The sequence below is a fragment of the Desulfovibrio sp. genome (assembly GCF_019424165.1).
In the GTDB taxonomy this organism is placed as follows: Bacteria; Desulfobacterota; Desulfovibrionia; order Desulfovibrionales; family Desulfovibrionaceae; genus Desulfovibrio.
On sequence record NZ_JAHZAA010000002.1, the window covers coordinates 50,041 to 73,492 of the forward strand.

Sequence of the window (23,452 nt, forward strand, 5' to 3'; positions counted from 1 at the left end):
GAAACATCTCAGCGCATGCAGCGCACGCTCTTTACAGAAAGGCCGGCTCCCGGCAAGGGCATTCTTTATCGGCTGGGCCGGTAGCGCGCTCCTGGCCGCAAAGCACTGATGCTGACAGCCCGCAGCCCGAAAAAATCCGCACCTGACGATCACGGCCCTACAGATAGGGATCTTCTTTTTCCAGATACCCATTCACATAATCGGCCACGCCCTCTTCAAGCGGCGTAAAGGCAAGCGGACAATCCACTTGCCCGAGCCATGCCATATCTGCCTGTGTATAGTGCTGGTAGCGCCCCCGCAGGCTGTCGGGCATATCCACATATTCTATGTGGCAGGGCCGGTTCAGGGCCGCAAACACGGCTTGTGCCAGATCGTTGAAGCTGCGCGCGGTTCCTGTACCCACGTTGTGGATGCCACAGACATCGTCGCGCTCCAGCAGCCAGGCCATCAGGGCCGTGCAGTCCTTGACGTAAACAAAATCACGCTTCTGCTCCCCGTCCGCCACATCCGGGCGGTCGGACCTGAAGAGCCGCAGGCGCTCTTTTTCGCGTATCTGCCGGTGGGCCTTGGCCGCCACGCTCTGCATGTCGCCCTTGTGATATTCGTTGGGACCATAAACATTAAAAAATTTCAGGCTGGCTACTTCGGCCTGCAAGCCCTCGCGCAGCAGCCAGAGATCAAAAAGCTGCTTGGAGTAGCCGTACATGTTCAGAGGCCGCAGTCGCGGCACAAGCTGCTCGTCATCGCTGAAACCCAACGAACCGTCGCCATAGGTTGCGGCGGAACTGGCATTGATAAAACGAACGCCCTTGTCCAGCGCGTAACGGCACAGGTCGCGGCTGTAATGGAAGTTGTTTTCCATCAGAAAGTCCGCATCCTTTTCCGTGGTGGACGAACAGGCCCCAAGGTGTACCACGCCGCTGATTTTCCAGGGCAGGGCATCGCGCTGCACGAAATCGTAAAACTGGTCCCTGTGCATATAGTCCACGTAGCGCCGTTTGACGAGATTACGCCATTTGTCGCTCCGTGCCAGGTTGTCCACAATTATGACATCGTCAATGTTCATGCAGTTAAGCTGCCATAAAAGAGCGCTGCCCAAAAAGCCCGCGCCACCGGTAATCACGTACATGGACACCTCCATTACATCTTTGCGCATGGTAGCCAGTGCCGGCCGCAACCGCAAGAGCCGCCATGTATTTATCCTGTTCGCGCGCCCTGCCTCTGGACACGGGCAGCCAAGTTTGCCACTATGCGGCATCTGTAAAACCAAGGGGACTACCATGAAAGTGTGCATCGCCTACATGCACGGCAAACCGGTCATGCTTGAACTGCGCGATGGCATCGCCTATATCGATGACGAAGCCCAGCCCATCAAGAACCTTGACCCGGAAATGCTGCAAGACTTCAGCGAAAGCATCAGCGCCATACCCTACAGTGCGGATCAGGGATATGATGCCCTGGTCAATGCCAAAAGAGCGGCCTTTATCGTTGACCTTCTGGGCAGAGCCGTGGGGGACGAGTGCGTCTCCAGGCTGACCCATATTCTGGACCATGTACATTACGATGTGATGGAATATCTTGGTGAAACCGGAGACAATAATGCTTGAAATCCGTAACCTGCATGTGGAGGTCAAAGGCACTCCCGTGCTTAAAGGTATTGATCTGCACGTCAAGCCCGGCGAAACATTCATACTCTTCGGTCCCAACGGTTCCGGCAAAACAACCCTGCTCATGACCCTTATGGGTGTTTCGGGATATACCGTCACCCAGGGGCAGATCATCTTCAAGGGCAACGATATCACCCATGCGCCCATGTATGAGCGGGCGCGTCTCGGCATAGGCATGTCTTTTCAGCGGCCGCCCACCATCCACGGCCTGCCCACGGGCAAGCTGGTGGAGCTGTGCGGGCGCGGGCGCCCGATGGATGTGGAAGACATGGCCCGCAGGGTGCACTTTGACCAGTTTTTGAACCGCGATGTCAACGCGGGGTTTTCCGGCGGTGAGATAAAACGTTCAGAACTGCTGCAACTCATGGCCCAGCAGCCCGACCTTCTGCTTTTTGACGAGCCGGAATCCGGCGTGGACCTTGAAAACATGACGCTTGTGGGCAAAACCGTGCGCAGCCTGCTGGACGGCCTGCCCGACCGATGTTGCGCCACCCTGCGCCAACGCGAAAAAGCGCGCTCCACCAGCGGCCTTATCATCACCCATACCGGGCATATTCTTGAATACGTCAACGCCCACCGGGGTCAGGTCATGTATAACGGCAAACTCTGCTGTGAGGCCGGGCCGCGCGAAATTCTCGACCATATCGCCAATCACGGTTATCAGGAATGCCTGCGCTGCCTGGCCGGCGACATGTTTGGCAAAATTGCGGAGGCCCCCCTCAAATGAGCACAGTCAATCTTTCCCGGTACAGCTTCAGCGGCAGCGAAAGCGCCGCCCCCATAGAAAATCTCGCCAGCCTGCCCGCTGCGGACAAGGAGCGCCTTGTACACGCGGGTATTGACGTGAACGATCACGCGGTGAGCGGCGCATTCATGCAGCTCAACCATGCGGGGGTTCACTGCCATACAAGCCATGAAGGCCTTGACCTCATGGACATCCGCGAGGCCCTTAAAAAATTTGACGGCCTGCCCCAGTATTACTGGAAACTGCTTGATCCCGAAAAAGACGAATTCACCCGCCTCACGCGCGAGCATTGCAACGGCGGCTATTTTGTGCGCGCCCGCAAGGGAGCCAAAATCACCCAGCCCGTGCAGTCATGCATGTTCATCAAGGGCCACGGCGCGGGCCAGAGCATCCACAATATTGTGGTGGTGGAAGAAGGGGCTGAGCTGCACATTCTGGGCGGCTGCGCCACGGCTCACGATGCCAATGACACGGCCCATCTGGGCATTACCGAATATTATGTGGAAAAAGGCGGCAAGCTCACCTTTACAATGATCCATAACTGGGGAACAAGCACCACGGTTCGCCCCCGCTCTGCGGGTATTGTGGAAGCCGGGGGAGAGTTTCAGAACAACTACATTCTGCTCAAGCCCGTGGCTGACCTGCAGATGTACCCGACCATGAAACTTCAGGGCAACGGCGCCGTTGCGCGCTTCAATTCCGTCATTGTCACGCCCGAAGGCTCCCATGTGGACTGCGGCAACCGCATTGAACTCAATGCGCCCGATACGCGCGGTGAAATAGTTTCGCGCACCCTCACCACAGGCGGAACCGTAATCAACCGCGGCTTCATAGGCGCATCCGCCGCTCCCGCCAGGGGGCATCTGGAATGCAAGGGCCTTATCCTTGGCGGCGGGCGCATACACGCCATTCCTGAGCTGGACAGCAACCAGGACGGCGTGGAACTCTCGCACGAGGCTGCCGTGGGCAAAATAGCCCAGGAAGAAATAGAATACCTCATGGCCCGCGGCCTTGATGAAGATGAAGCCGCATCCACCATTGTGCGCGGCTTTCTTAATGTGGATATTATGGGTCTGCCCGACCAGTTGCAAAAAGCCATGGATGAACAGATCGCATTGCTGGAAACCGGCAACGCCATGTAAGACCACTGCGGCGCAAGCGGTTTCCGGGCCGCATGTGCCGTCATGCAAAAACAGCGGTCGAAAATGCCTGTACGGGCATCTCTGGCTTGACCACCAAACAACTTGCGGCTATAGTCCTCCTCCTTGGGGCCTATAGCTCAGTTGGTAGAGCCTCCGGCTCATAACCGGCCTGTCCCAGGTTCGAATCCTGGTGGGCCCACCAAGAAGATCAGTAAAGCCCGTCAAGCTACCCCCTTGACGGGCTTTGCCTTTGCAGGAACTTCGGGCTGCTGCGGCACGCGCAGCAATGCCCGCTCAAAACCCGGCTGCGCTTTCTGCCTGAAATGCCGCCAACGGCCTTCGCCCTTCCAGGCTGTCACAAGGCTGCTCTACAGGTCGGGTACTTCCCCTGGCAAACGGTCTCGCCGTGGGGCGTTCATATACCTTGGCGGTGCAATCTGCTCGGTTCAAACCCGCCACGCCCGGATCCAACCCGCAACAAAATATGCACAACACCCTTATGGAATCCTTAAATCATCAGCTTTTTCTGGCCCTCAACGCCGGGGACGCGGCATCGCCTTTCTGCCTATGGGCCGCGCGCATCCTGGCGGAATGGCCCATAGGCATTGCCGTTGTTCTTGCGCTCATAGCCCTGTTCACGCAAAAAACGCGCGGCGTGCTTGCAGGCCGCCTGCTGCTGACAATGGCACTGGCCATGGGTACAGCGTATTGCATCCGCAAGTTTCATTACAACCCCCGGCCTTTTGTCATGGGCCTTGGACGCATGCTTATCGAACATGCGCCGACATCTTCTTTTCCCAGTTTTCACGCCACGTTTGTGTTTTCACTGGCCCTACCGCTGCTTTTACAGCAGGGTACACGTCTTTTTTCTCTGGCAATCATACTGCTGGGGCTCATGACCGCCTGGGCAAGAATCTTTGCAGGCGTGCATTACCCGCTGGATATGGCGGGCGCTTTTGTGACGGCGTTCATGGCTGCCGTCGTGGCAGGCATGATTGTGCGCCCACGGCAGGCATTCCGGTCAGGGCGGCGGCTTCGCTGAGATATCGCAAAAGACAGCCTTGCAACATGCTCGCCCCATTAAAAAGCCGCGCTGATAAAAAAACATTGACACATTTCAATATAAGTTGAAATATCAATCCATGGAAACACCACAAGCCAGCAGCATTTTTGAAGCCCTCTCGTCAGAAGTTCGTCTGGACCTGTTCAGACTTCTCGTCAAATCCGCGCCCGATGGGCTTGTGGCCGGAGAAATTGCAAAAACCCTGCACGTGCCGGGAACCAACCTCTCCTTTCACCTCAAAGGGCTGCTGCATTCCGGCCTGATCAGCGTGGAAAAAGAGGGGCGTTTTTTGCGCTACCGGGCCAATATTCCCCTCATGCTCGACACTATCGCCTACCTGACTTCAGAGTGCTGCGCAAACCAGCCGGAACAATGCCGGCGCTACCGGGCGCAAAGCGCTGTTTCGCCTGCCGTGCTCCCGGGCTGGAACGACTAGGATTTTGCGCTGACGGCCGCGTGGTGGAAACGCCGTTTGTATCTGGAAGTGTATTTTTCATACAAACAATACAATAGTAATTGAATAATTGAAATGTCAGAGGTGCGGCATGAAGCCTGCAAACAAAGAAACAAACAGGCAAAGCATTACAGAAACCGTCCGTTCTGGCTATGCGGCCATCGCCTCCGGAACGCAGCGCTCCTGCTGTTCCGGCCGTCGAAGCGGACAGGCCGATCCCGCCCGGCTGGCAGAATCGCTCGGCTATGATGCAAAAACCCTTGCCCGCCTCCCCGAGGGGGCCAATATGGGACTTTCGTGCGGTAACCCTGTAGCCCTGGCAGCTCTGCGGGAAGGGCAAACCGTTCTTGACCTGGGCAGTGGCGGCGGTTTTGACGTTTTCCAAGCCGGGGAGCGCGTAAAAGCTTCCGGCCGGGCCATCGGCGTGGACATGACCCCAGAGATGCTCGCCAAAGCCCGAAAAAACATCGTGTCATACCGGCAAGTCACCGGGCTGGACAACGTGGAATTCCGGCTGGGAGAAATCGAACATCTACCGGTGGCAGACAATAGCGTGGACGTGGTTTTATCCAACTGTGTCATCAATCTTTCGCCGGACAAAGAGCAGGTCTGGCGAGAAATTTTTCGCGTACTGAAGCCGGGCGGCAAGGTGGCTGTTTCTGATCTGGCGTTGCTCAAGCCGCTGCCCGACAATATCCGCCACATGGCGTCCGCGCTGGTTGGCTGCGTTGCCGGGGCGGCACTGGTGGATACAAGCGCGGCCCTGCTGGAAAAAACCGGTTTTTCCGGGGCGACACTGACGCCCAGACCAAGCTATGTGCAAAGCATGCAGGACTGGAACGACCCCCTTTACGCCGAAATCGCCGCCAACCTCCCCAAGGGAGAAGACCTGGCGGACTATGTGGTGAGCCTTTCCATTGAAGCCGTCAAACCCTAACCTTCAGATTCCCGCCTGCACCGGCGGCAGGCGTACACCAATAGAGTCATGAGAGCCTGGCATGCTCCTGCCCGAACAGCCATGCTGCCCGGGCCGTGCGGCTACCAAGGTATTTTGCGCTGACGGCCTTTTATTTTTCACATGTTCTTGCGCGTCCCGCTACGCAACTATACTGTATATTACCCCACTGCACACAGCCAATGCCCCGCCGCTGCCGCGACGGGCGAGATAACACCGCAGGCACTCTTTGCCTGCGCCTTTTTTCATAGTAATAAACTAGGATATAACCACAGTATGCTGCACTGCCCACTGCCATGCCCGAGCAAAGAGAACTATGGGCATCGCCTGCCCACCATAAAGCGATCGGATACGGGGATGCAATAAAGCAGACTGTGCCATTTTTTTGCTATCACAAGGTATTATCCTTATGCTTTCGCCCGTTTTCCTACGTGTTTCACTTGACATGCTCAAATACCCTTCGTAGAGTCTGTCCACTTATTGGGTTCAGTATTTTTTTTGCCAGAGACTTTACACGGGTGTAAGGCTTCAAGCGGAAAGTCTGCACCCAGAACACAATACGGAGTCTCTAAATGGCTACTTCCATCTATGTCGGCAATCTGCCCTGGTCCGCTACCGAAGACACTGTGCGTGACCTTTTCTCCGCTCACGGTGATCCTATCTCCGTCAAACTGATCTCTGACCGCGAAACCGGCCGCGCCCGCGGCTTCGGCTTTGTGGAAATGGAAGACGACGAAGCCCAGAACGCCATCTCCGCCCTCAACGGCACGGACTTTGGCGGCCGCGCGCTTCGCGTCAACAAGGCCGAAGAACGCCGTCCCGCCCCCCGCCGCTGGTAGTCCGGCAGCAGGGCAGGACGTCTGCCTGATAGTAAAGGCCGCAAGCGATTGCGGCCTTTTTTATTGTGCACTGCTTTCCAGCGTGGATCCATTCCGGATGTTTTCAGGATGCGCAAAACGTATCGCGTTCTTTTCCCTGCCCCCGTTGAAATATGTTTATGCAAAAGGCCCCCGCATCAATGATGCGGGGGCCTGATATTATACGACTGCACTGTATGGCAACGGCTACACCACGCCGTGCTCTCCCGGCCGCTCGTATCTGTCTTTCTTCTGCACCAGGTTCACGTAAAAATCCGTATCGCCCAGAGCCAGCAACATGGCGGAAGACACATAGATGGACGAAGCCGTACCCACCACCACGCCAATGAGCATGGTCAGCGCAAAGTCATGAATGACGCCGCCGCCAAGCAGGTAAAGCGCAAGGGTGGACAAAAAGGTCGTGCCACTGGTCAGGATGGTGCGTGAAAGCGTCTGGTTGACGCTCTTGTTGATAAGATGGGCCATATCCAGATCCGGTGTGGCGCGCAGGTTTTCGCGCAGGCGGTCATAGATGATGATGGTGTCGTTGAGTGAAAAACCCACCAGGGTCATCAGGGCCGCCATGACGTTAAGGTCAATCTCCACATCCAGCAAAGACAATAGTCCCACGGTGATGGCCACGTCATGTATCAGCCCTACCACTGCCCCCAGGGCAAAGTTGAGCCGCAGCACAAAGCAGACAAGCACGGTTATGCACAGGGCCACCAGCACAAGCCAGCCCATGCCCAGCCCGGTAAGCCCCGCCAGATAGATGCCGCCCCACAAGGCTCCGGCCATGATTGCACCCGCCATCCAGCGCTGTTCGAACCGGCCGGAAATATAGACCGCAATCAGCAGAATGGCGTAATAAAGCGCGCTCAGGGCTTTGTTTGTCAGATCTGCGCCCACCTTGGGGCCGACAATTTCAAGACGCACGATTTCGGCGGCATTGCCGGGAAAAGTCGCTGCCAGCGCATCCACGACCGAGGTGCGTAGCTGCGTTGCATCGGCGTTTTCCGCACTGCTGAAGCGCAGCAGGTAGTCCCGCCCCCCCTCGCCAAAGCGCTGGGTACTGATGCCGGGCAGTGCCGGAATATCCAGGCCCTTTTTCAGGGCCTCGTCGGCAACGGGCTCCTGAAACTGCACCTGGACGATAACACCACCCGCAAAGTCGATGCCCATCTTGAGGCCGTTGCCCCAGATGGCCGAAACGATGCCTATAAGAATAAGGGCCACGGAAATGCCGTACACCCAGTAGCGCTTGCCAATGAAGTCGATATTGGTGTCGTGCTTGATAAAGGTAAAACTCATGACAGCCTCCCGGCGCGCTATATGCTCAGGCCCTTGGGACCGCAATGGCGCGCCCATTCTTCAAAAATGGCCCGCGAAACGAAGATGGCCGTAAACATGGAGGCAACAATGCCCAGCCCCAGGGTTACCGCAAAGCCTCGGATGGGGCCTGTGCCGAACTGGTACAGGATGACCGTAACAATAATGGAGGTCAGGTTGGCGTCCGTAATGGAGACCATGGCCCGGTCAAAACCCGCGCGCACTGCCGCCAGCGGCGTTAGCCCCAGCCGCAGCTCTTCGCGTATTCGTTCGTAGATGAGCACGTTGGCGTCCACCGCCATGCCGATGGTCAGCACAATGCCCGCAATGCCCGGCAGGGTCAGGGTCGCGCCGAACGCGCCCATGCCGGCCATAACGATAAGCATGGTGAAGCACAGCATGAGGTCGGCTATAAGACCGCTGACGCCGTAATAGAAGCCAATAAAAATGATCACGGCTGCTGCGCCCACCAGGGCCGCGCTGATGCCGCTGTCAATGGCTTCCTGCCCAAGGGAGGGGCCGACGCTGCGTTCTTCAAGCACTGAAACAGGCGCAGGCAGCGAACCGGCCCGCAGCACAATGGCCAGGTCCTGGGCCTCGGCGGTGGTGAAGTTGCCCGAGATGCTGGCCTTGCCCCCGCCGATACGCTCACGGATGACAGGGGCGGAATACACCTTGCCGTCCAGCACAATGGCCATGCGGCGCCCCACGCTTTCACCGGTGACGCGCTCAAAAATGCGCGCGCCGCGGGCGTTGAAGCTCATGGTCACATACGACTGGTTCATGTTGTCAAAGGCGGGGCGGGCATCGGCCACGTCCTCGCCGGTGAGCATGGCGTCCTTTTCAAGGGCAATACGGCCTTCGGCCGCCTGCTGCCCGGGATTTTTCTCAAGCATGGGCAGAACGATAACCCCGGGAGGCAACACGGCCTTGCCGGGGTCCACATCCTCGCGAACCAGATGAAATTCCAGGTGGGCCGTCTGGCCGATAATCTGCACAGCGCGGCGCGGGTCGGAAATGCCGGGCAACTGCACCTGAATGCGGTTACCGGCCTGCTTGCGTATGTCGGGCTCGGCCACGCCGAACTGGTCAATACGGTTGCGGATGGTGCGCAACGCCTGGTCAAGGGCCATGTCTTCAAGCCTCTTCACCTCGCCCGGGGTGAAGTGGGCCACATAGCGCAACTGGCCGCCTTCGCCCGTCTGGGGCTGCGCCACATTCAACTGGGGAAAATGACGGGCCAGAATCTCGCGCAGCTTGCTCTCGTTCTCAGCGCGGGGCAGAATGAATTCAAGGGTTGTGCCACCCACAAGGCGGGGGCGCAGCACAATGATTTTTTCATCCTGGGCCATACGGCGCAGGTCCTGCCCGGCCAGAGCCAGGGAGTTGCTCACGGCCTTGGCCACGTCCACGCCCAAAGTCAGGTGTATGCCCCCCTTAAGGTCAAGACCGAGATTGATCTTGCTGGACGGCAAAACGCGCTCCAGGGCAGGCCCGATAACGGGCACGCTCGGCAGCGCGTACACAAGAGAAACAAGAAATACCAACGAAGCCAAGATCAGGCGCCAGCGCAGACCCATCGTTCACCTTCCAGACAACAGATTTAAAGCACAGCATGCCCTGAGGGGGGCACTGCACGCCCGGAGCCTTGCAGGCCGTGGGCAGGGCGGACGCCCACAGCGGCGGAATGGTACACGGAACACGGCGACCGCGTTCAGTCAGAAAGGAAGGGCCGATGCCGCTTCCCGGTAAAAAACTGGTTCAGGCATGCCGGTTCAAGGGCAAAAGCCCCTGAGCCGGCCCGTATAAGGCCAGCTCACGGGCCGGACATGCCAAAAAACCTGGGCTGCTACTTGCTGTCGCCCCTGCCGGGCATCAAGCCGCCAATGGCGCCGCGCGTAACGCGCAGCTTGGCTTCGCCGCATTCAAGCAGCACCTGCTCGTCGTCAATTTCAAGGATGCGCCCGATAAGCCCGCTCGAAGTGAGAACGTGATCGCCCCGCTTCAGTTCGGAAAGCATGAGCTTGTGAGCTTTGGCCCTCTTCTGCTGCGGACGGATAAGCAGAAACCAGAAGATGACGAACATCACGATGAGGGGAAGAAACTGCATCAGCATGTCGGCGCCGCCGGCGGGAGCGCCGCCGGCCTGGGGCGTACCCATGGCGTAGGCTACGGATTCAAACAAAACGCACCTCCAAAGGTGTGGCTGAGTCATATGCCAGAGAACTTCACGCACACCGGAGGCGGCCCCCAAAGCCGTCCTTGTGCCGGTTTGCGCACAATACCAGCGCATTTCTATATACGCTGGCGTTCAATCTTGCAAGTCTTTCCGCCGCGTCCGGCGCGGTAAAACGCCCCGCAGCCGCAAGATGTTTTTTTCGCATGGGCCAGGCGCGCGCCATACAATGCCAAAAGCACCGCGTGCAGCGCCGTTCCGGCATATGCCGAGCCCGGGATAACACAACATGTCCACACAGGAACTTGCATCCCGCGGCTGACGGGGCTACAGGATATTTTTTCGCAAACGCCGCACAGGAGTTGCCATGCGCCCCTGCCAGACACTTGTTCACACCGCCCTTATTGTCACCCAGGATAAAGAACGCCGCATTCTTGAAAACGCCAGCATGGCCGTTACAGACGGCATTGTGGTCGACCTTGGCCCGCGGCATGAGATGACCGCCCGCTGGCAGCCGCGCCACGAGGCCGATTTCGGCCGGTGCCTGCTGTTGCCGGGTCTTGTCAATGCCCATACGCATTCTGCCATGACCTTTCTGCGCGGCATGGCCGACGACATGCCCCTTATGGACTGGCTCAACAAGCGCATCTTTCCGGTAGAGCAAAAGCTCACGCCCGAAATTGTGCGCCTGGGCAGCCTTATGGGGTATGCGGAAATGCTGCGCACCGGCACAACGGCCTGCGTGGATATGTATATTTTTGAAAAAGAGGCCATGGCCGCCGCGGATCAGGCCGGGCTGCGCTGCCTTGGGGGCGAGGTGATCTTCGCCTTTCCTTCCGCCGCCTTTTCCGGCCCGGAGGCTGCCCTTGAGGAAACCCGCGCCCTGGCGCAAAAATACGCGGAGCATCCCAGGCTGGGAATAGCCGTCAACCCGCACAGCGTTTACACCACCACGCCGGAAATACTCGCTGCCTGCCGCGACCTTGCCCGCGAACTGGCCTTGCCGCTTCACATGCATCTGGCCGAAACAACCGAAGAAACACAGCTATGCCTGCATGCGCACGGCAAAAGGCCCGTGGCTTACTGCCGCAGCCTTGATCTGCTGGGTGGCCCCTGCACGCTGGCCCATGTGGTGGACGTCACCCCGGACGAACTGGACTTTCTGGCCCAAAGCGGCACGGTGGCGGCCCATAATGTTTCCTCAAACATGAAGCTTGCCTCCGGCGCATGCCCTGTACCCGCCATGCTTGAACGGGGCATGGCCGTGGCCATGGGAACAGACGGGGCCGCCAGCAATAACCGGCTCAACATGTTTACTGAAATGGGTCGCGCCGCCCTGCTGCATAAGCTTACCGGAATGGATCCCACCCTTCTGCCCGCCCAGACCGTGCTGGATATGGCCACCCTTGGCGGAGCGGCCGCCATGCATGACAGCCGCCTGGGCAGCCTGGCCGTGGGCAAGGCTGCGGACTGCGTGGCCCTGGACCTTGCGGCTCCCAACATGCAGCCCCTGTACCATGCCGTCTCACACCTTGTTTACGCTGCCACCGGCATGGAAACACGCATGACTATGGTTGCCGGAGAAATTGTTTATGAGGATGGAAAATTTACCCGTTTTGACTATGACGCCCTGTGCCGCGAAATGACCTCCATTCGCGACTTTGTACGCCGCCATGCCGGTTTGGCCTGACCCGCCAGCGCGGGGCGGCAGGGTAGCAGTTCCGGCCAGGGGGCATGGGCATATCCGCCCTGGCCGCCGCTGCCGGGAAATTCTCGCCTCGCACCTCTTGACAGCGGCTTGCGTTCGGCTATATTTCTCCATTCCGAACCGGCGGCCCTGTGCCGCCGCTATTTCGCAATACGGCGCTTCGGCGCATGGAGGTTTTGCTATGACCGCTCTGGAAAACGCCACCAAGACCGACGAAGGTGTGGTACTCAACGGCTTTGTTCTTGCCCCGGTGGTGGAACAGTGTGCCGGCTGTGAACGCGTGCGCGAATTTGAAGAGGAGCAGTTCTGCTCCAGCTACCCCGTTCCCGCTAAAAAGTGGGTCGGCGGCCGCTGCAACTTCGCCACTCATATGAAGGCCCAGTCCGCTTCCGGCTCCAAGGTCAACCCCCTTAAGGCGTCCAAACGCGCCGCCAAGGGCCGCTAGAGCACCCACGCGAGTCGGGCGAATGCTCCGCAGGGGCTTTACACAAGCTCTTGTTGCGAGACAGATGCGGACTTTTTCGTTCCTCTGCACAGAGCAGTTTTTACGTTAAAATTGCTCTGGCGACTTGTGGGCAGACTGACCACCAGGGCTACGCGCGGTTTGGCCGCGCGGCTGAACGCCATAGTGGACGCCGAAGCAACCTTTGGGAATACAGATTCGCAAGGCTGCGCTGCTCTAGCTGGATGTAAAAGACGTCGGATTTTCGGCTTTTGTTCCGTTGCGGGTCAACCCGCGCGGCACAGGCCGTTTTTCCGTTTCTTCAGCCGTGCGGCTGCCGCATCCGGGCCATGCTTCCCCAAGGGGCTGCGCAAGCAGCCTCTTGGTTTTTCTTTTCTGTGCCGCCGCGCGGCCCGCTGAGGTCGCCCACGCCACAAGGGACAAAGCCCGCATCGCGATTGCAGACACTGCGGTTCGCATCACAGCCGTTTTTACGGAATCCGCACAGGCAAACAGAAGGTCTGGCCGCAACCGCCGTCGGACGGCCACGACAGCATGAAAAAACATTGCGGCTGCACGGATTCAGTGCGAAACTGGGCAAGAGGAAAATATGCATAAGGATATGGATGCCCTTTTACACGGTCTTGCCGAACGCGAAGACCGTGTGGTGACGCTGCAAAGCGCGCTTACAGCCTGTCCGGCTCTGGGGCCGGATAACGGCGGTGACGGCGAGCAGGCCAAGGCCGCCATTATTACCGCATGGCTCAAGGCCTGCGGCATAAAGGACCTTCTGCATGTGGACGCCCCGGACGTACGCGTTCCTTCAGGTACGCGGCCCAATCTTGTTGCCCGCATCCCCGGCAAAACAAAACGTACGCTCTGGCTCTTCGGCCACATGGACGTTGTCCCCCCCGGCGATCTTTCTGCCTGGCAATCCGACCCGTGGCAGGTACGGCGCGAGGGCGACATGCTTTATGGCCGTGGAGTGGAGGACAACCAGCAGGCCATAACAAGCATGCTGCTGCTGACCGAAGAACTGCAACAGCGTCACATCACGCCGGAACTGAGCCTTGGCCTTGTTTTTATGGCCGATGAAGAAACGGGCAGCGCGTACGGCCTGGAACACGTCCTCACAGCCAAGCCCGGACTTTTCAGCAAAGACGACCTGTATATTGTGCCTGACGCCGGCTCACGACGGGGCGACGTCATCGAGGTGGCCGAAAAGGGGCAGCTCTGGCTCAAGGTCCGCACCATCGGCGTGCAATGCCATGCCTCAACCCCGCACAAGGGGCGCAACGCGTTTCTGGCCGGGGCGGATATGGCTCTCGCCTGCCATCACGGCCTGAACGCCGCCTTTGCTGCTGCCGACCCGCTTTTCAATCCCCCCACTTCCACCTTTGTACCTGGCAAGCATGAGGCCAATGTGCCCAACATCAATACCGTGCCGGGCGATGACGTCTTCTATGTGGACTGCCGCCTTTTACCGCAGGTGGACCCGCAGGCGGTGCTGGACAGGACGCGCGCGCTGGCGGACGAAGTGGAAGAACGCCACGGCGTGCGCATAGAAGTCAGCGTGGTGCAGCGGCAGGCCGCCTCGGGCGTGGATGAAAACAGCCCGGTTGTGACGGCCCTCAAGGCTGCTGTGGGCGAAGTATATGGCGTTGAAGGCAGAGCCGTGGGCATTGGCGGGGCTACCGTGGCCGCGCAACTGCGCCAGCGTGGTCTTGCCGCCGCCGTATGGAGCTGCGTTGAAAACACCTGCCACCAGCCCAACGAGCGAGCTTCCATCACCGCCGCCATTAAAGATGCCCAGGTATTCACCCACATACTCATGAATTCCGCCCATGTCTGATTCATACAACACAAGCGTATTTGACTGCATCGTGGCCGGAGGCGGCCATGCCGGCTGCGAAGCCGCCGTGGCCCTTGCCCGCCTGGGACACAGCGTACTGCTCATCAGCGGCAACCTTGACCGCCTGGGCTACCTTTCCTGCAATCCCGCCATCGGCGGCCTTGCCAAGGGCCATATGGCGCGCGAAATCGACGCCCTGGGCGGCATGATGGGCCTGTGGGCCGATGCGGCGGGCATACAGTTTCGCATGCTGAACATGAGCAAAGGCCCCGCGGTGCGGGCCACCCGCGCGCAGATGGACCGCCTTGTCTATCAGCGCGTGGTGCAGCAGACGCTCTATTCCACCCCCGGGCTGCGCATCTGGCAGGATTCGGTCATCGAAATCACTGCGGGCGACAGCCGCGCCACAGGTGTGCGCACGGCACAGGGCCTTGAATTTTCCGCCCGCCATGTGCTGCTGACCACGGGAACATTCCTTGACGGCCGCATCCATATGGGGCTGACCAGCATTCCCGGCGGCCGCCTTGGCGATGCGCCCGCGCTGGGCCTTTCCGACAGCCTGCGCGCCCTGGGTTTTGAGCTGGGCCGCCTCAAGACAGGCACAACCCCGCGCCTGCTGAAGTCGTCCATCAATTATGCCGTGCTGGAAGAGCAAAAAGGCGATGATCCGGCCCCGGCATTCAGTTTTCACGGTCCCGGCCCGGTCTTGCCCCAGGTTTCGTGCCATGTGACCTGGACCAATGAGCAGGCGCACGAATGCATCCGCAGCGGCTTTGACCGCTCGCCCATGTTCACTGGCGTCATCAAGGGAACGGGCGCGCGCTACTGCCCCTCCATTGAAGACAAGATCGCCCGCTTTCCCGACAGGGAACGGCACCAGATATTCCTTGAGCCCGAAGGCCTGGACAGCGCCGAAGTTTATGCCAACGGCATTTCCACCAGCCTGCCTCTGGATGTGCAGATAGCCATGATCCACGCTGTCCCCGGCCTGGAAAACGCCGTCATGCTGCGCCCGGGCTACGCCATTGAATATGATTTTTCCGATCCCGTGCAGCTTATGCCCACCCTTGAAAGCAAGGCTGTTCCCGGCCTGTGGCTGGCCGGGCAGATCAACGGCACTTCCGGCTACGAAGAGGCGGCGGCCCAGGGCCTGTGGGCGGCGCTGAACATTTCGTGCCGCCTGCGTGAAATGCCGCCTTTTCTGCTGGGCCGCGACGAAGCCTATATGGCTGTTCTGGTGGACGACCTGGTAACCTCGGGAACCCAGGAGCCTTACCGCATGTTCACCTCACGCGCCGAACACCGCCTGCTGCTGCGCGAAGACAATGCCGATACGCGCCTGACGCCCCGAGGACGGGAGCTGGGTCTGGTCAGTGATGGCCACTGGGCTGTATTCTGCCGCAAGCAGGAGGCCGCAAGCCGCCTGCGTTCGGGCCTTGAGCAAAAGCGCATCCCTGCCGTAAAGCGCGGTTCCCTCGCGGACGGGCCTGCAACAGACGCGCTTGAACATGAAAAAAATACCGTGACACACTGTACGGCCGCTACAGGCAAGGCCGCCGCCGATCTGCCCGTAGGGCGCACACTGGCCGAGGCCCTGCGCAGACCCGAACTGGACCTGCACGGCCTTGCGGCGCTTTTGCGCTCCTGCGCCTGTGAAGACACGGCCGCCACCGCGAAATTTCTTGAGCACGAGATGGCGCTGGCCGGAACAGGCGTGTGCGAAAGCGTGCAGACAGAGATCAAGTACGCGGGATATCTGACCCGTCAGCGCGAACTGGTCGCGCGCGCGGCAAAGCTTGAGTCCACAGCCTTGCCCCCGGATTTGGATTATGCCACAGTAGCAGGGTTGTCCCGTGAAGTGACGGAAAAGCTCGACCGTGTCAGGCCCCTGAGCCTTGGCCAGGCCGGGCGCATTTCAGGAGTCACCCCGGCGGCAGTGGCCTGCCTGGAAATACACTTGCACAAACTGGGACTGCTCTGATGTCGTCAGGGCGGCACAACAGACACACAGCAGGCCCGAGCCAAAAATCATTCTTCCTCCGGCCGGACCGGAGGGGCCGCAAGGCTCCTCACGGCACAGCGAAACGTATTCGGTGAGTTTATGACAGGCAAACAACTTCTCCTGGTCTTCGCCGTGGTGCTGATCATTTTCTGCACGATCGTCGTCATCGTTCAGGCGCGCGTACAGAAGCAGCGGCAAGAGGCCCGGCGCAAGTCCATCATCCGAAAACTGCTTGAAACGGCGCAGGAACAGAACGAGATTTTTGATATCAACGTGCTGGACAAGGCGTCCACCCACAAAGGCCTTGCCGCCCTGCTGCAAACCATTTCCCCCACGGTTCTTGGCCTGGAGGTTCTGGGCTTTATTTCGCAGGAACTGACGGGCATGCCCGTGGAAATCTATTTTCGGGCCACCCTGCCCGAGGGCGCGAGCTTTTACAAATTTCGCTCAACCATCGTGTCCGTTGAAGCCGGTCGGGAAAAATCCCGGCTGCATCTGGCTTCTCCCGAAGACCTTGATGCCGGGCAAAAACGCCTTTTCATCCGCATCAAACCGCCCAAAGAAAAAGTACGCGTTATCGGCGTGTGGGAGCTGGATGCCAACAGGCCCATGCCCCGCACCACGGCCGAGATAAACCGCCCGCTTCTGCACTATCGTCGCGGCATGGAAAAAGAATCGGTGCAGGTGGAAAATATCTCGGCCACAGGCATGGCCCTGCGCTTTCCCATGGAAGATCTGGATGTCAAGCCGGTTGACCTGGACAAAGGTTCACAGTTACTTTGTCTTATAATTTACGGCATGGGCAAGGAAGAAAAAATCGTTACTTTCTGGTGCACCTGCAATGTGCTCCACGCCCGTGTACACGAGGGATCCAATCCGGCCCTTGTGCTTGGCACAGAATTTACCAACTGGGCCGTGCTGGAACAGGGCAAGTCCGACATTCACTGGTTCCACAGCCCGCAAGCACGCGGGGTGTCGCCCATAACCCAGTGGGTCATGTATATGGATATGGAGCAGCGCAAGCTGCTTTAACCGTCGATCCCAGAGCGGCTGCCCTTGGAAATTTTTGCAGGGCTGCAAAGCACGGCCGCGCCCGGGACGAAATTTGCCGACACGGACAAAACGCGGCACAACCGCCAAAGCATCCGCAGGCGCGGTATGCCGCGAGGCGAACATGGCCCACGGGCCGCATAGTGCGGCCCGGTCCCATTCCCAACCAAGGAGACTACATTGGACGGTGGTTCGGAAGGTCATAGTACCATCTGGTCGCGCCTGAGCAGACTGTTCGGGCACGATGATCAGGAATCTCTGGAAAAAGCCATTCTTGAAGCGCGCGCCGATGGCGAAGTGGAACCCGATGAGGAATCCATGCTGCTCGGCATTTTGCGGTTCAACGACCTCCAGGTGCAGGACACCATGATTCCACGCACCGATATCGACTGCGTGCCTCATGACATGCCCATGGCAGAGGTGGCAGCCATCATTGTCCGCTCCGGGCACTCACGCATTCCCGTCTACAAGGAAACCCGCGACAATATCGTGGGCATCCTGCATGCCAAGGACCTGTTGCGCAGCATGCTTGACGGCGAGGGCAAAGTGTCATCACTGGCCGACCTCATCCGTGAGCCATTCTTTGTACCCGAAACAAAATCCATCCGCACCCTGCTTCAGGAATTCCGCGCGCGCAAGCAGCACATAGCCATTGCCCTGGACGAGTACGGCGGAACATCGGGCCTCATTACCATTGAGGACGTGCTGGAAGAAATCGTGGGGGACATTGAAGACGAGCACGATACCCCGCGCGAAGAAGACATCCGCCCCATAGGCGACAATACTTACGAGCTCACCGGCCGCGCGCTGCTTGAAGACCTTGAAGATATGGGCGTGGATATTGACTCGGACGAGGTAGACACCATCGGCGGCTACCTCAGTATGGAAGCAGGCCACGTACCCGGCCCCGGCGAAAGTTTCACCCTGCGCGGCTGGACGTTTACCGTGCTTGAAGCCGACCGGAAACTGATTGTGCGTCTGCGGATGGAACCGGCCGACAGCGCTGCCCACCGGCAGAACGGGGAACAAGAGCCTGCACAAGCTCCGGCGTCAAATGCAGCGCCGGACGCGGCACAGAACCCGGAACAGGACGAAACACCTGACGATCATGCCGTGGCCCCGCGCTATGAAACGCTGCCGGGCAGCCTTGGCGCTGCCGCCACCGCCGCTGCCACCGTGAGCGTGGATGATGCAGCGGCCTCCCCCGAAGCCGCTGCGCAAGCCGCCGAAGAAATCCTGCGCAGCACGCCGCCCCCGGCGGCCGAAACAGGAGAAGATGCGCCCCGCCCTACGGAGCCTCCACGGGCATGACCCGTTTTTCCACGGCTGCATCCCGGCCAATGGGTCGCATCTTGCCTGTGGCCCTTGCGGGGGCCATAGGTCTGTGGCTTGGCTTTCCCAACGACCTTGCAGGCATACCGCCTCTGGTTTTGCTGTGGCCGCTGGCCCTGGCCTGGTTGGGGCTGCACGCCGGTTCACGCGGCGCGGCCATGCGTTACGGCTGGCTCACAAGCCTGGCCGGCAGCACAGCCGCCCTTTACTGGCTCAGCCTGCCTGTACACAATGTGGGCGGTCTGCCCTGGCTGCTGGCTGTTCCCTGCGCTCTGTTCATTGCGGCCTGCATTTCCAGTGCCGGAGGCTTTTTCTCAATGGCGGCGCATCTGCTGCGCCACCGTGCGCCCTGGCTATGGGCCGTGATGCTGGGTCTGTTGTGGTACGTGCTTGAAGCTGTGTACGCACTGGTACTGGGCTTTCCCTGGCTGGAACTTTCGGGCGCTCTGGCGGCATGGCCCCTGCTGGTTCAGGGAGCTGACGCCATCGGGTCCTATGCACTTGCCGGGTTGTGGACCACCACGGCGCTGTGGTGCGGGCTTGCCTTGCTGCCGCATCCGGTGCGCTCCACCCCCGCGGCGGGGGAAAACACAGCGGGAGGCGGCAAGACGGCCCATACCCGCCGCATAACGTGGCGGCCCGCATGCCTGGTATCAGGCCTGCTCATGGCTGTCCTGCTGCTCGGCTACGGAGCGCTGCGCATGCACCGCCAGCCGCTTACCAGCGATCCCGGCGGCCCGCAAAGCGTGCTGGCCCTGTTTGTCGAAGGTAATGTGGACCAGAACCAGAAGTGGCTGCCCGCCTTCCAGCGGCAGACCGTTGACCTGTATCTGAAACTTACCTACGACGCACTGGCGCAAAAACCTGAAGAAAGGCCCCTGATCATCTGGCCGGAAACGGCCCTGCCTTTCTTTTTCGAAACCAACCAGTTGCACTCGCCACGGGTACGGCAACTGCCTGCGATCACGGGCTGCCCCCTGCTTGTGGGCGCGCCCGGCGTGGAGCGCCTGCCGGGCAAGAAAGAACCGGCTGTCTTTAACCGCGCCTTTCTGCTCACGCCGCCCGCCGGCGAGGCGGTCGCCCATTATGACAAGGAACATCTGGTTCCCTTTGGCGAATACCTGCCGGAATGGCTCAACTGGGGCTTTCTGGAAGCGCTGCTGCAAGGCGTGGGGGTGTATGAAACCGGCACGGCCATCGCGCCCCTGCGCTACGGCAATCTTGCCCTGGGCATGCTCATTTGCTATGAAGGTATATTTCCCTGGCTGGCTCAGGCCCGCGTACAGGACGGAGCCAACATTCTGGTGGATATCAGCAATGACGGCTGGTTCGGCGCAACTCCCGCAGCGCGGCAGCATCTTTACCTTACGGTTCTGCGCGCTCTTGAACAAAACCGCTGGATTCTGCGTGGCACCAATACCGGCATTTCTGTCGTGATTGACAGCCGGGGCCGCCTGGTCATGCGCGGCGAACAGTTCAGGGAGCAGGCCATCTGGGGCCGTGCCGCCCTTGAAAGCAGACCGAGCCTGTACCACCGCCTGTGGCCCTGGCCCCTGCCCGCAGCCGCGGCACTGCTGACCGGCCTGGTTTTATGGGGTCCCGGCGGCTGTCTTCGCCGCCGCGCCCGCGTCTGACAAAGGTCACGCGCCTTTTCATTTTTGTTATACACCGTGCAGCCGTAGACCGGCTTTTCCGGCAAAAGCGCCGGGCCACCTTCAACCCATATATCAGCCATGTTGCAACTTACCGACCTTCGCGCCGCCTGCCCACCCCTTGCCCAACGTTTTGCCTCCCTCTGGGGGCGTCTTTGACGTGGCGGCCAGCGAAAAACGGTTGCAGGCCATTGAAACAGAAATTTCACGTCCCGGCGCATGGGACAAACCCGAAGCGCTCACGCCCCTGCTTCAGGAAAAACGCCGCCTCGAAGATGAGGTGGCCCGCCTGAGCAAGCTCAAAACCTGCCACGACGACATGAATGAGTGGCTGGCTCTGGCAGCGGAAAGTGAAGATCCTGAAGCGCTGGAATCCCTGGCGCAACAGCAGAAGGATCTGGCTGCCCTGCTGGACGAAACAGAGCTTGTGATGCTGCTTTCCGCCGAAGAAGACAGCCAGGACGCCATACTTGAGATCCATCCCGGCGCGGGCGGCACAGAGTCTCAGGACTGGGCAGAAATGCTGCTGCGCATGTATACCCGCTGGGCCGCCGATCATGATTACAAGGTTGAAGAACTCGACTTTCTGCCCGGTGACGAGGCTGGTATAAAAAGCGTCACCCTGCGCGTGGGCGGGCCGCACGCTTTCGGTTTTCTCAAAAGCGAGCGCGGCATCCACCGCCTCATCCGCATTTCGCCCTTCGACTCGTCCGGCCGCAGGCACACCTCTTTTGCTTCGGTGGATGTTATCCCCGATGCCGGTGACGACATTGAACTGGACCTCAAGGATGCTGACCTGCGGGTGGATATTTTCCGCTCCAGCGGCCCCGGCGGCCAGAGCGTCAACACCACAAGCTCTGCCGTGCGCATAACCCATATTCCCACGGGCGTATCTGCCCAGTGCCAGAACGAAAAGTCGCAGCACCACAACAAGGAAACGGCCCTGCGTGTCCTGCGCGCCCGCCTCTACAACATGGAACTTGAAAAACGCGATGCCGCGCGCCAGGCCCAATACGCCGGTAAGGATGCCATCGCTTTCGGCAGCCAGATACGCACCTACACCCTTCAGCCCTATCGCCTGGTCAAGGATCACCGCACCGGCACAGAAGTAGGGGATGTGGATGCGGTTCTGGACGGGCAGATTGACGTCTTCCAGCACGACTACCTTTTGCACCGCCATGAGCAGCAACGCTGAGTTTGAAGCCCTGGCGCGCGAAATGCTGGCCCTGAGCCAGACCAGCGCCCCCGATGCGGATATTCCGCGCAAAGCCGACGGCCCGGGCCGGAGCGGAGTGCTGGTGGCCCGCCTTTTGCCGGACTTCAGCCTGGAGCGCTGGCGGCATTTTTGCCGCGATCACGCCAAAGGGCGCTGGTATGTATGGCCTGCGGGTCCCGATACGCCGCCGGATCTCGCCCATATGGACGCCTGCGGAGGCTCCCCGTCCGCCGATGATGCCCTTGTTGCCGGGCTTCTGCTGGAACAGATCCGGCGCGAAATGCTGCGCGGCGCACGTTCCGGCAGCGAACTCAGCCTCATATGCGCCGCCCTGCCCCAGCGGGATGCAACGGCCGCGCAGCACGAGTCGGGCATGACCGACCTGATGGATACGGCTCTGGCCGCCAGCCTGCGGGAACACAGCGAAGCCTGCGACAGCCTGGGCCACCTGGCCTGCGGCAGCTACGCCCTGCTGCTTCCCGGTGTGGGGGCGCTCAGAGCGCGTCTGCTGGCCAATGCCATACAAAAAACATTTCTGCAGCAAGCCGTGCAGCGTTGCGGCGCAACAGCCACAGCACCGGGTACAGCACCGCCCGCCTGCGCACTCGGCATCGCCTGTGCCGAGTCCGGCGCGGCTATTACCGCCGAAGCCCTGCTGGCAAAGGCGCGCAGCGCCCTGCAAGATGCGTTGCTGCAAACACAGCAGCAACATTCCGGCCGGATCTGCCTTGCAGACAGCGCCAGCCTGGAAGAGCGCGCAAGTCTGGTACATTCCAGCGAAAAACGCTTTCTTTTTTTCGGGAGAAACAACTGATGGCAAATAAAACCCTGAGCGTGGCCCTGCTGAGCGGCAAGGGCGGAGTCGGCAAGACCAATATAACGCTCAATATGGCCTGCGCCCTGTACCAGATGGGTTTTAAAAACCTGCTGATGGACTGTGATCTGGGCCTCGCCAACCTTGATGTTCTGCTGGGTATCACTCCTGAGGGAAACCTGCAGAACACCCTGCTTGGCGAAGCCAATATAAGTGATGTGCTGTATCACGTTGAGGCACAGGGCTTTGACGTGCTGCCCGCCGCCTCCGGCGTGCCGGAGCTTACCGAGCTTCAGCCCGGCATGCGCAACATGCTGCTGGATCGCCTTGAGCCGGAGCTGGACAAGTACGACTTTGTTTTTATGGATGTGGGCGCGGGCATTTCCGGCACGGTGCAGACCTTCGCCGCCCTGGCGGCCATGCGCATTGTTGTCATCACTCCCGAGCCGACATCGCTCACAGACAGTTACGCCCTCATCAAGGTTCTCAATGCCCGTTACGGGCTGCAGGACTTTATGGTGATAGTCAACCAGGTGGCTTCTGCCAGCGAGGCCAAAGCCGCGTTTGACAAGCTGCACGGAGCCTGTCGCCATTTTCTGCATATCGAACCGGTACTGCTCGGGCACATCCGCGATGACAAAAAAGTTCCCGAAGCCGTGTGCCGCCAGCAGCCGCTTATGCGCATCGCCCCCGGCAGCCCCGCGGCCCAGGACATTCAAAACCTGGCAGCGCGTCTGCAAAGGCTGCGCCTTGGCATGGCCGACTGGCTGGCTCCCAGAAAGGTGCTGCAGTCCATATCCGCAAAAGAATGAGGATGACGGCCTAAAAACCTCGCGGACTGTTTACCTTGTTGCATAAAAGGTATAGAGATGAATTAATACTAGATGCCTATCGTTAGCCCTTGGGCATTCAGGCAGAAAAGCACTTTGACAGCGCGAGGCGACACGGCAAAATCGCCAGCAATATCTTAAAGATAGTGGACGAGCAACGCTGTTT

General features: G+C 59.7%; 21 protein-coding genes, 1 tRNA gene and 1 pseudogene. 18 read left to right on the forward strand and 5 right to left on the reverse strand.

The window, feature by feature from the left end; all coding sequences use genetic code 11:
* Nucleotides 1-157: 157 nt before the first annotated feature.
* Nucleotides 158-1,129 (reverse strand): ADP-glyceromanno-heptose 6-epimerase, encoded by a 972-nt coding sequence (rfaD, locus tag QZ377_RS01345; protein ID WP_291438837.1) that lies wholly within the window; start codon nucleotides 1,127-1,129, stop codon nucleotides 158-160.
* A gap of 151 nt (nucleotides 1,130-1,280) precedes the next feature.
* On the opposite strand from rfaD, the gene QZ377_RS01350 reads away from it, so the two are divergent.
* From QZ377_RS01350 to QZ377_RS01385, 8 genes are all read left to right on the forward strand, one after another.
* Nucleotides 1,281-1,607 carry a hypothetical protein gene (locus QZ377_RS01350; protein WP_291438839.1) on the forward strand — a complete coding sequence of 109 codons (327 nt, stop codon included), beginning with the start codon at nucleotides 1,281-1,283 and terminating at the stop codon, nucleotides 1,605-1,607.
* Nucleotides 1,600-2,394 (forward strand): ABC transporter ATP-binding protein, encoded by a 795-nt coding sequence (locus tag QZ377_RS01355; protein ID WP_291438841.1) that lies wholly within the window; start codon nucleotides 1,600-1,602, stop codon nucleotides 2,392-2,394. The genes QZ377_RS01350 and QZ377_RS01355 overlap by 8 nt, the downstream gene beginning before the upstream one ends.
* Nucleotides 2,391-3,554, forward strand: a complete 1,164-nt coding sequence (locus tag QZ377_RS01360; protein ID WP_291438842.1) for a SufD family Fe-S cluster assembly protein — start codon at nucleotides 2,391-2,393, stop codon at nucleotides 3,552-3,554. The genes QZ377_RS01355 and QZ377_RS01360 overlap by 4 nt, the downstream gene beginning before the upstream one ends.
* Before the next feature lie 126 nt (nucleotides 3,555-3,680).
* A tRNA-Ile gene (locus tag QZ377_RS01365) sits at nucleotides 3,681-3,756 on the forward strand.
* A 282-nt stretch (nucleotides 3,757-4,038) separates the two neighbouring features.
* Nucleotides 4,039-4,596: a phosphatase PAP2 family protein gene (locus QZ377_RS01370; RefSeq protein WP_291438844.1), complete on the forward strand. Its 558-nt coding sequence runs from the start codon at nucleotides 4,039-4,041 to the stop codon at nucleotides 4,594-4,596.
* A gap of 100 nt (nucleotides 4,597-4,696) precedes the next feature.
* A complete protein-coding gene (locus tag QZ377_RS01375; protein ID WP_291438846.1) occupies nucleotides 4,697-5,053 on the forward strand; it encodes a helix-turn-helix domain-containing protein in 357 nt (118 codons plus the stop codon).
* A gap of 109 nt (nucleotides 5,054-5,162) precedes the next feature.
* The gene (gene arsM, locus QZ377_RS01380) at nucleotides 5,163-6,008 is read left to right on the forward strand and encodes an arsenite methyltransferase (protein WP_291438848.1); all 846 of its coding nucleotides are present in this window, start codon (nucleotides 5,163-5,165) and stop codon (nucleotides 6,006-6,008) included.
* 590 nt (nucleotides 6,009-6,598) lie between these two features.
* Entirely contained in the window at nucleotides 6,599-6,865 is a 267-nt protein-coding gene (locus tag QZ377_RS01385) for an RNA-binding protein (protein ID WP_291438850.1), read from the forward strand.
* A 225-nt stretch (nucleotides 6,866-7,090) separates the two neighbouring features.
* Here the strand turns inward: QZ377_RS01385 and secF are convergent, their stop codons facing one another.
* From secF to yajC, 3 genes are all read right to left on the reverse strand, one after another.
* Nucleotides 7,091-8,194: a protein translocase subunit SecF gene (secF, locus tag QZ377_RS01390; protein ID WP_291438852.1), complete on the reverse strand. Its 1,104-nt coding sequence runs from the start codon at nucleotides 8,192-8,194 to the stop codon at nucleotides 7,091-7,093.
* Nucleotides 8,195-8,211: 17 nt separating this feature from the next.
* Nucleotides 8,212-9,792 carry a protein translocase subunit SecD gene (gene secD / locus QZ377_RS01395; protein WP_291438854.1) on the reverse strand — a complete coding sequence of 527 codons (1,581 nt, stop codon included), beginning with the start codon at nucleotides 9,790-9,792 and terminating at the stop codon, nucleotides 8,212-8,214.
* A 269-nt stretch (nucleotides 9,793-10,061) separates the two neighbouring features.
* Nucleotides 10,062-10,397 carry a preprotein translocase subunit YajC gene (yajC, locus tag QZ377_RS01400; protein WP_291438856.1) on the reverse strand — a complete coding sequence of 112 codons (336 nt, stop codon included), beginning with the start codon at nucleotides 10,395-10,397 and terminating at the stop codon, nucleotides 10,062-10,064.
* A gap of 358 nt (nucleotides 10,398-10,755) precedes the next feature.
* Here yajC and QZ377_RS01405 point away from each other — a divergent pair, with 358 nt between their 5' ends.
* Nucleotides 10,756-12,078 (forward strand): amidohydrolase, encoded by a 1,323-nt coding sequence (locus QZ377_RS01405; protein WP_291438857.1) that lies wholly within the window; start codon nucleotides 10,756-10,758, stop codon nucleotides 12,076-12,078.
* Between the two features lie 199 nt (nucleotides 12,079-12,277).
* A complete protein-coding gene (locus QZ377_RS01410; RefSeq protein ID WP_291438860.1) occupies nucleotides 12,278-12,541 on the forward strand; it encodes a PxxKW family cysteine-rich protein in 264 nt (87 codons plus the stop codon).
* A 38-nt stretch (nucleotides 12,542-12,579) separates the two neighbouring features.
* Here QZ377_RS01410 and QZ377_RS01415 read toward each other — a convergent pair whose 3' ends face one another.
* Entirely contained in the window at nucleotides 12,580-12,723 is a 144-nt protein-coding gene (locus QZ377_RS01415) for a hypothetical protein (RefSeq protein ID WP_291438862.1), read from the reverse strand.
* A 425-nt stretch (nucleotides 12,724-13,148) separates the two neighbouring features.
* Here QZ377_RS01415 and QZ377_RS01420 point away from each other — a divergent pair, with 425 nt between their 5' ends.
* From QZ377_RS01420 to QZ377_RS01455, 8 genes and pseudogenes are all read left to right on the forward strand, one after another.
* A complete protein-coding gene (locus QZ377_RS01420) occupies nucleotides 13,149-14,390 on the forward strand; it encodes a M20 family metallo-hydrolase (RefSeq protein WP_291438864.1) in 1,242 nt (413 codons plus the stop codon).
* On the forward strand, nucleotides 14,383-16,371 hold the full coding sequence (gene mnmG / locus QZ377_RS01425) for a tRNA uridine-5-carboxymethylaminomethyl(34) synthesis enzyme MnmG (RefSeq protein WP_291438865.1): 1,989 nt from the start codon (nucleotides 14,383-14,385) through the stop codon (nucleotides 16,369-16,371). Before QZ377_RS01420 ends, mnmG begins: the two co-directional genes overlap by 8 nt.
* Before the next feature lie 120 nt (nucleotides 16,372-16,491).
* Complete coding sequence (locus QZ377_RS01430; RefSeq protein WP_291438866.1) at nucleotides 16,492-17,424, forward strand: hypothetical protein; 933 nt, start codon at nucleotides 16,492-16,494, stop codon at nucleotides 17,422-17,424.
* Between the two features lie 198 nt (nucleotides 17,425-17,622).
* Nucleotides 17,623-18,447: pseudogene (locus QZ377_RS01435) on the forward strand (hemolysin family protein); the annotation flags it as partial.
* Between the two features lie 302 nt (nucleotides 18,448-18,749).
* Nucleotides 18,750-20,408, forward strand: coding sequence for an apolipoprotein N-acyltransferase (gene lnt / locus QZ377_RS01440; RefSeq protein WP_291438867.1), 1,659 nt, complete (start codon nucleotides 18,750-18,752; stop codon nucleotides 20,406-20,408).
* Nucleotides 20,409-20,507: 99 nt separating this feature from the next.
* A protein-coding gene (prfB, locus tag QZ377_RS01445; RefSeq protein ID WP_291438869.1) for a peptide chain release factor 2 occupies nucleotides 20,508-21,621 on the forward strand; the annotation gives its coding sequence in 2 pieces (ribosomal slippage) (nucleotides 20,508-20,582 and nucleotides 20,584-21,621; 1,113 coding nt in all).
* Nucleotides 21,605-22,456 (forward strand): GGDEF domain-containing protein, encoded by an 852-nt coding sequence (locus tag QZ377_RS01450; RefSeq protein ID WP_291438871.1) that lies wholly within the window; start codon nucleotides 21,605-21,607, stop codon nucleotides 22,454-22,456. The genes prfB and QZ377_RS01450 overlap by 17 nt, the downstream gene beginning before the upstream one ends.
* On the forward strand, nucleotides 22,456-23,268 hold the full coding sequence (locus QZ377_RS01455; protein WP_291438873.1) for a MinD/ParA family protein: 813 nt from the start codon (nucleotides 22,456-22,458) through the stop codon (nucleotides 23,266-23,268). Before QZ377_RS01450 ends, QZ377_RS01455 begins: the two co-directional genes overlap by 1 nt.
* The last annotated feature ends 184 nt before the right edge of the window (nucleotides 23,269-23,452 follow it).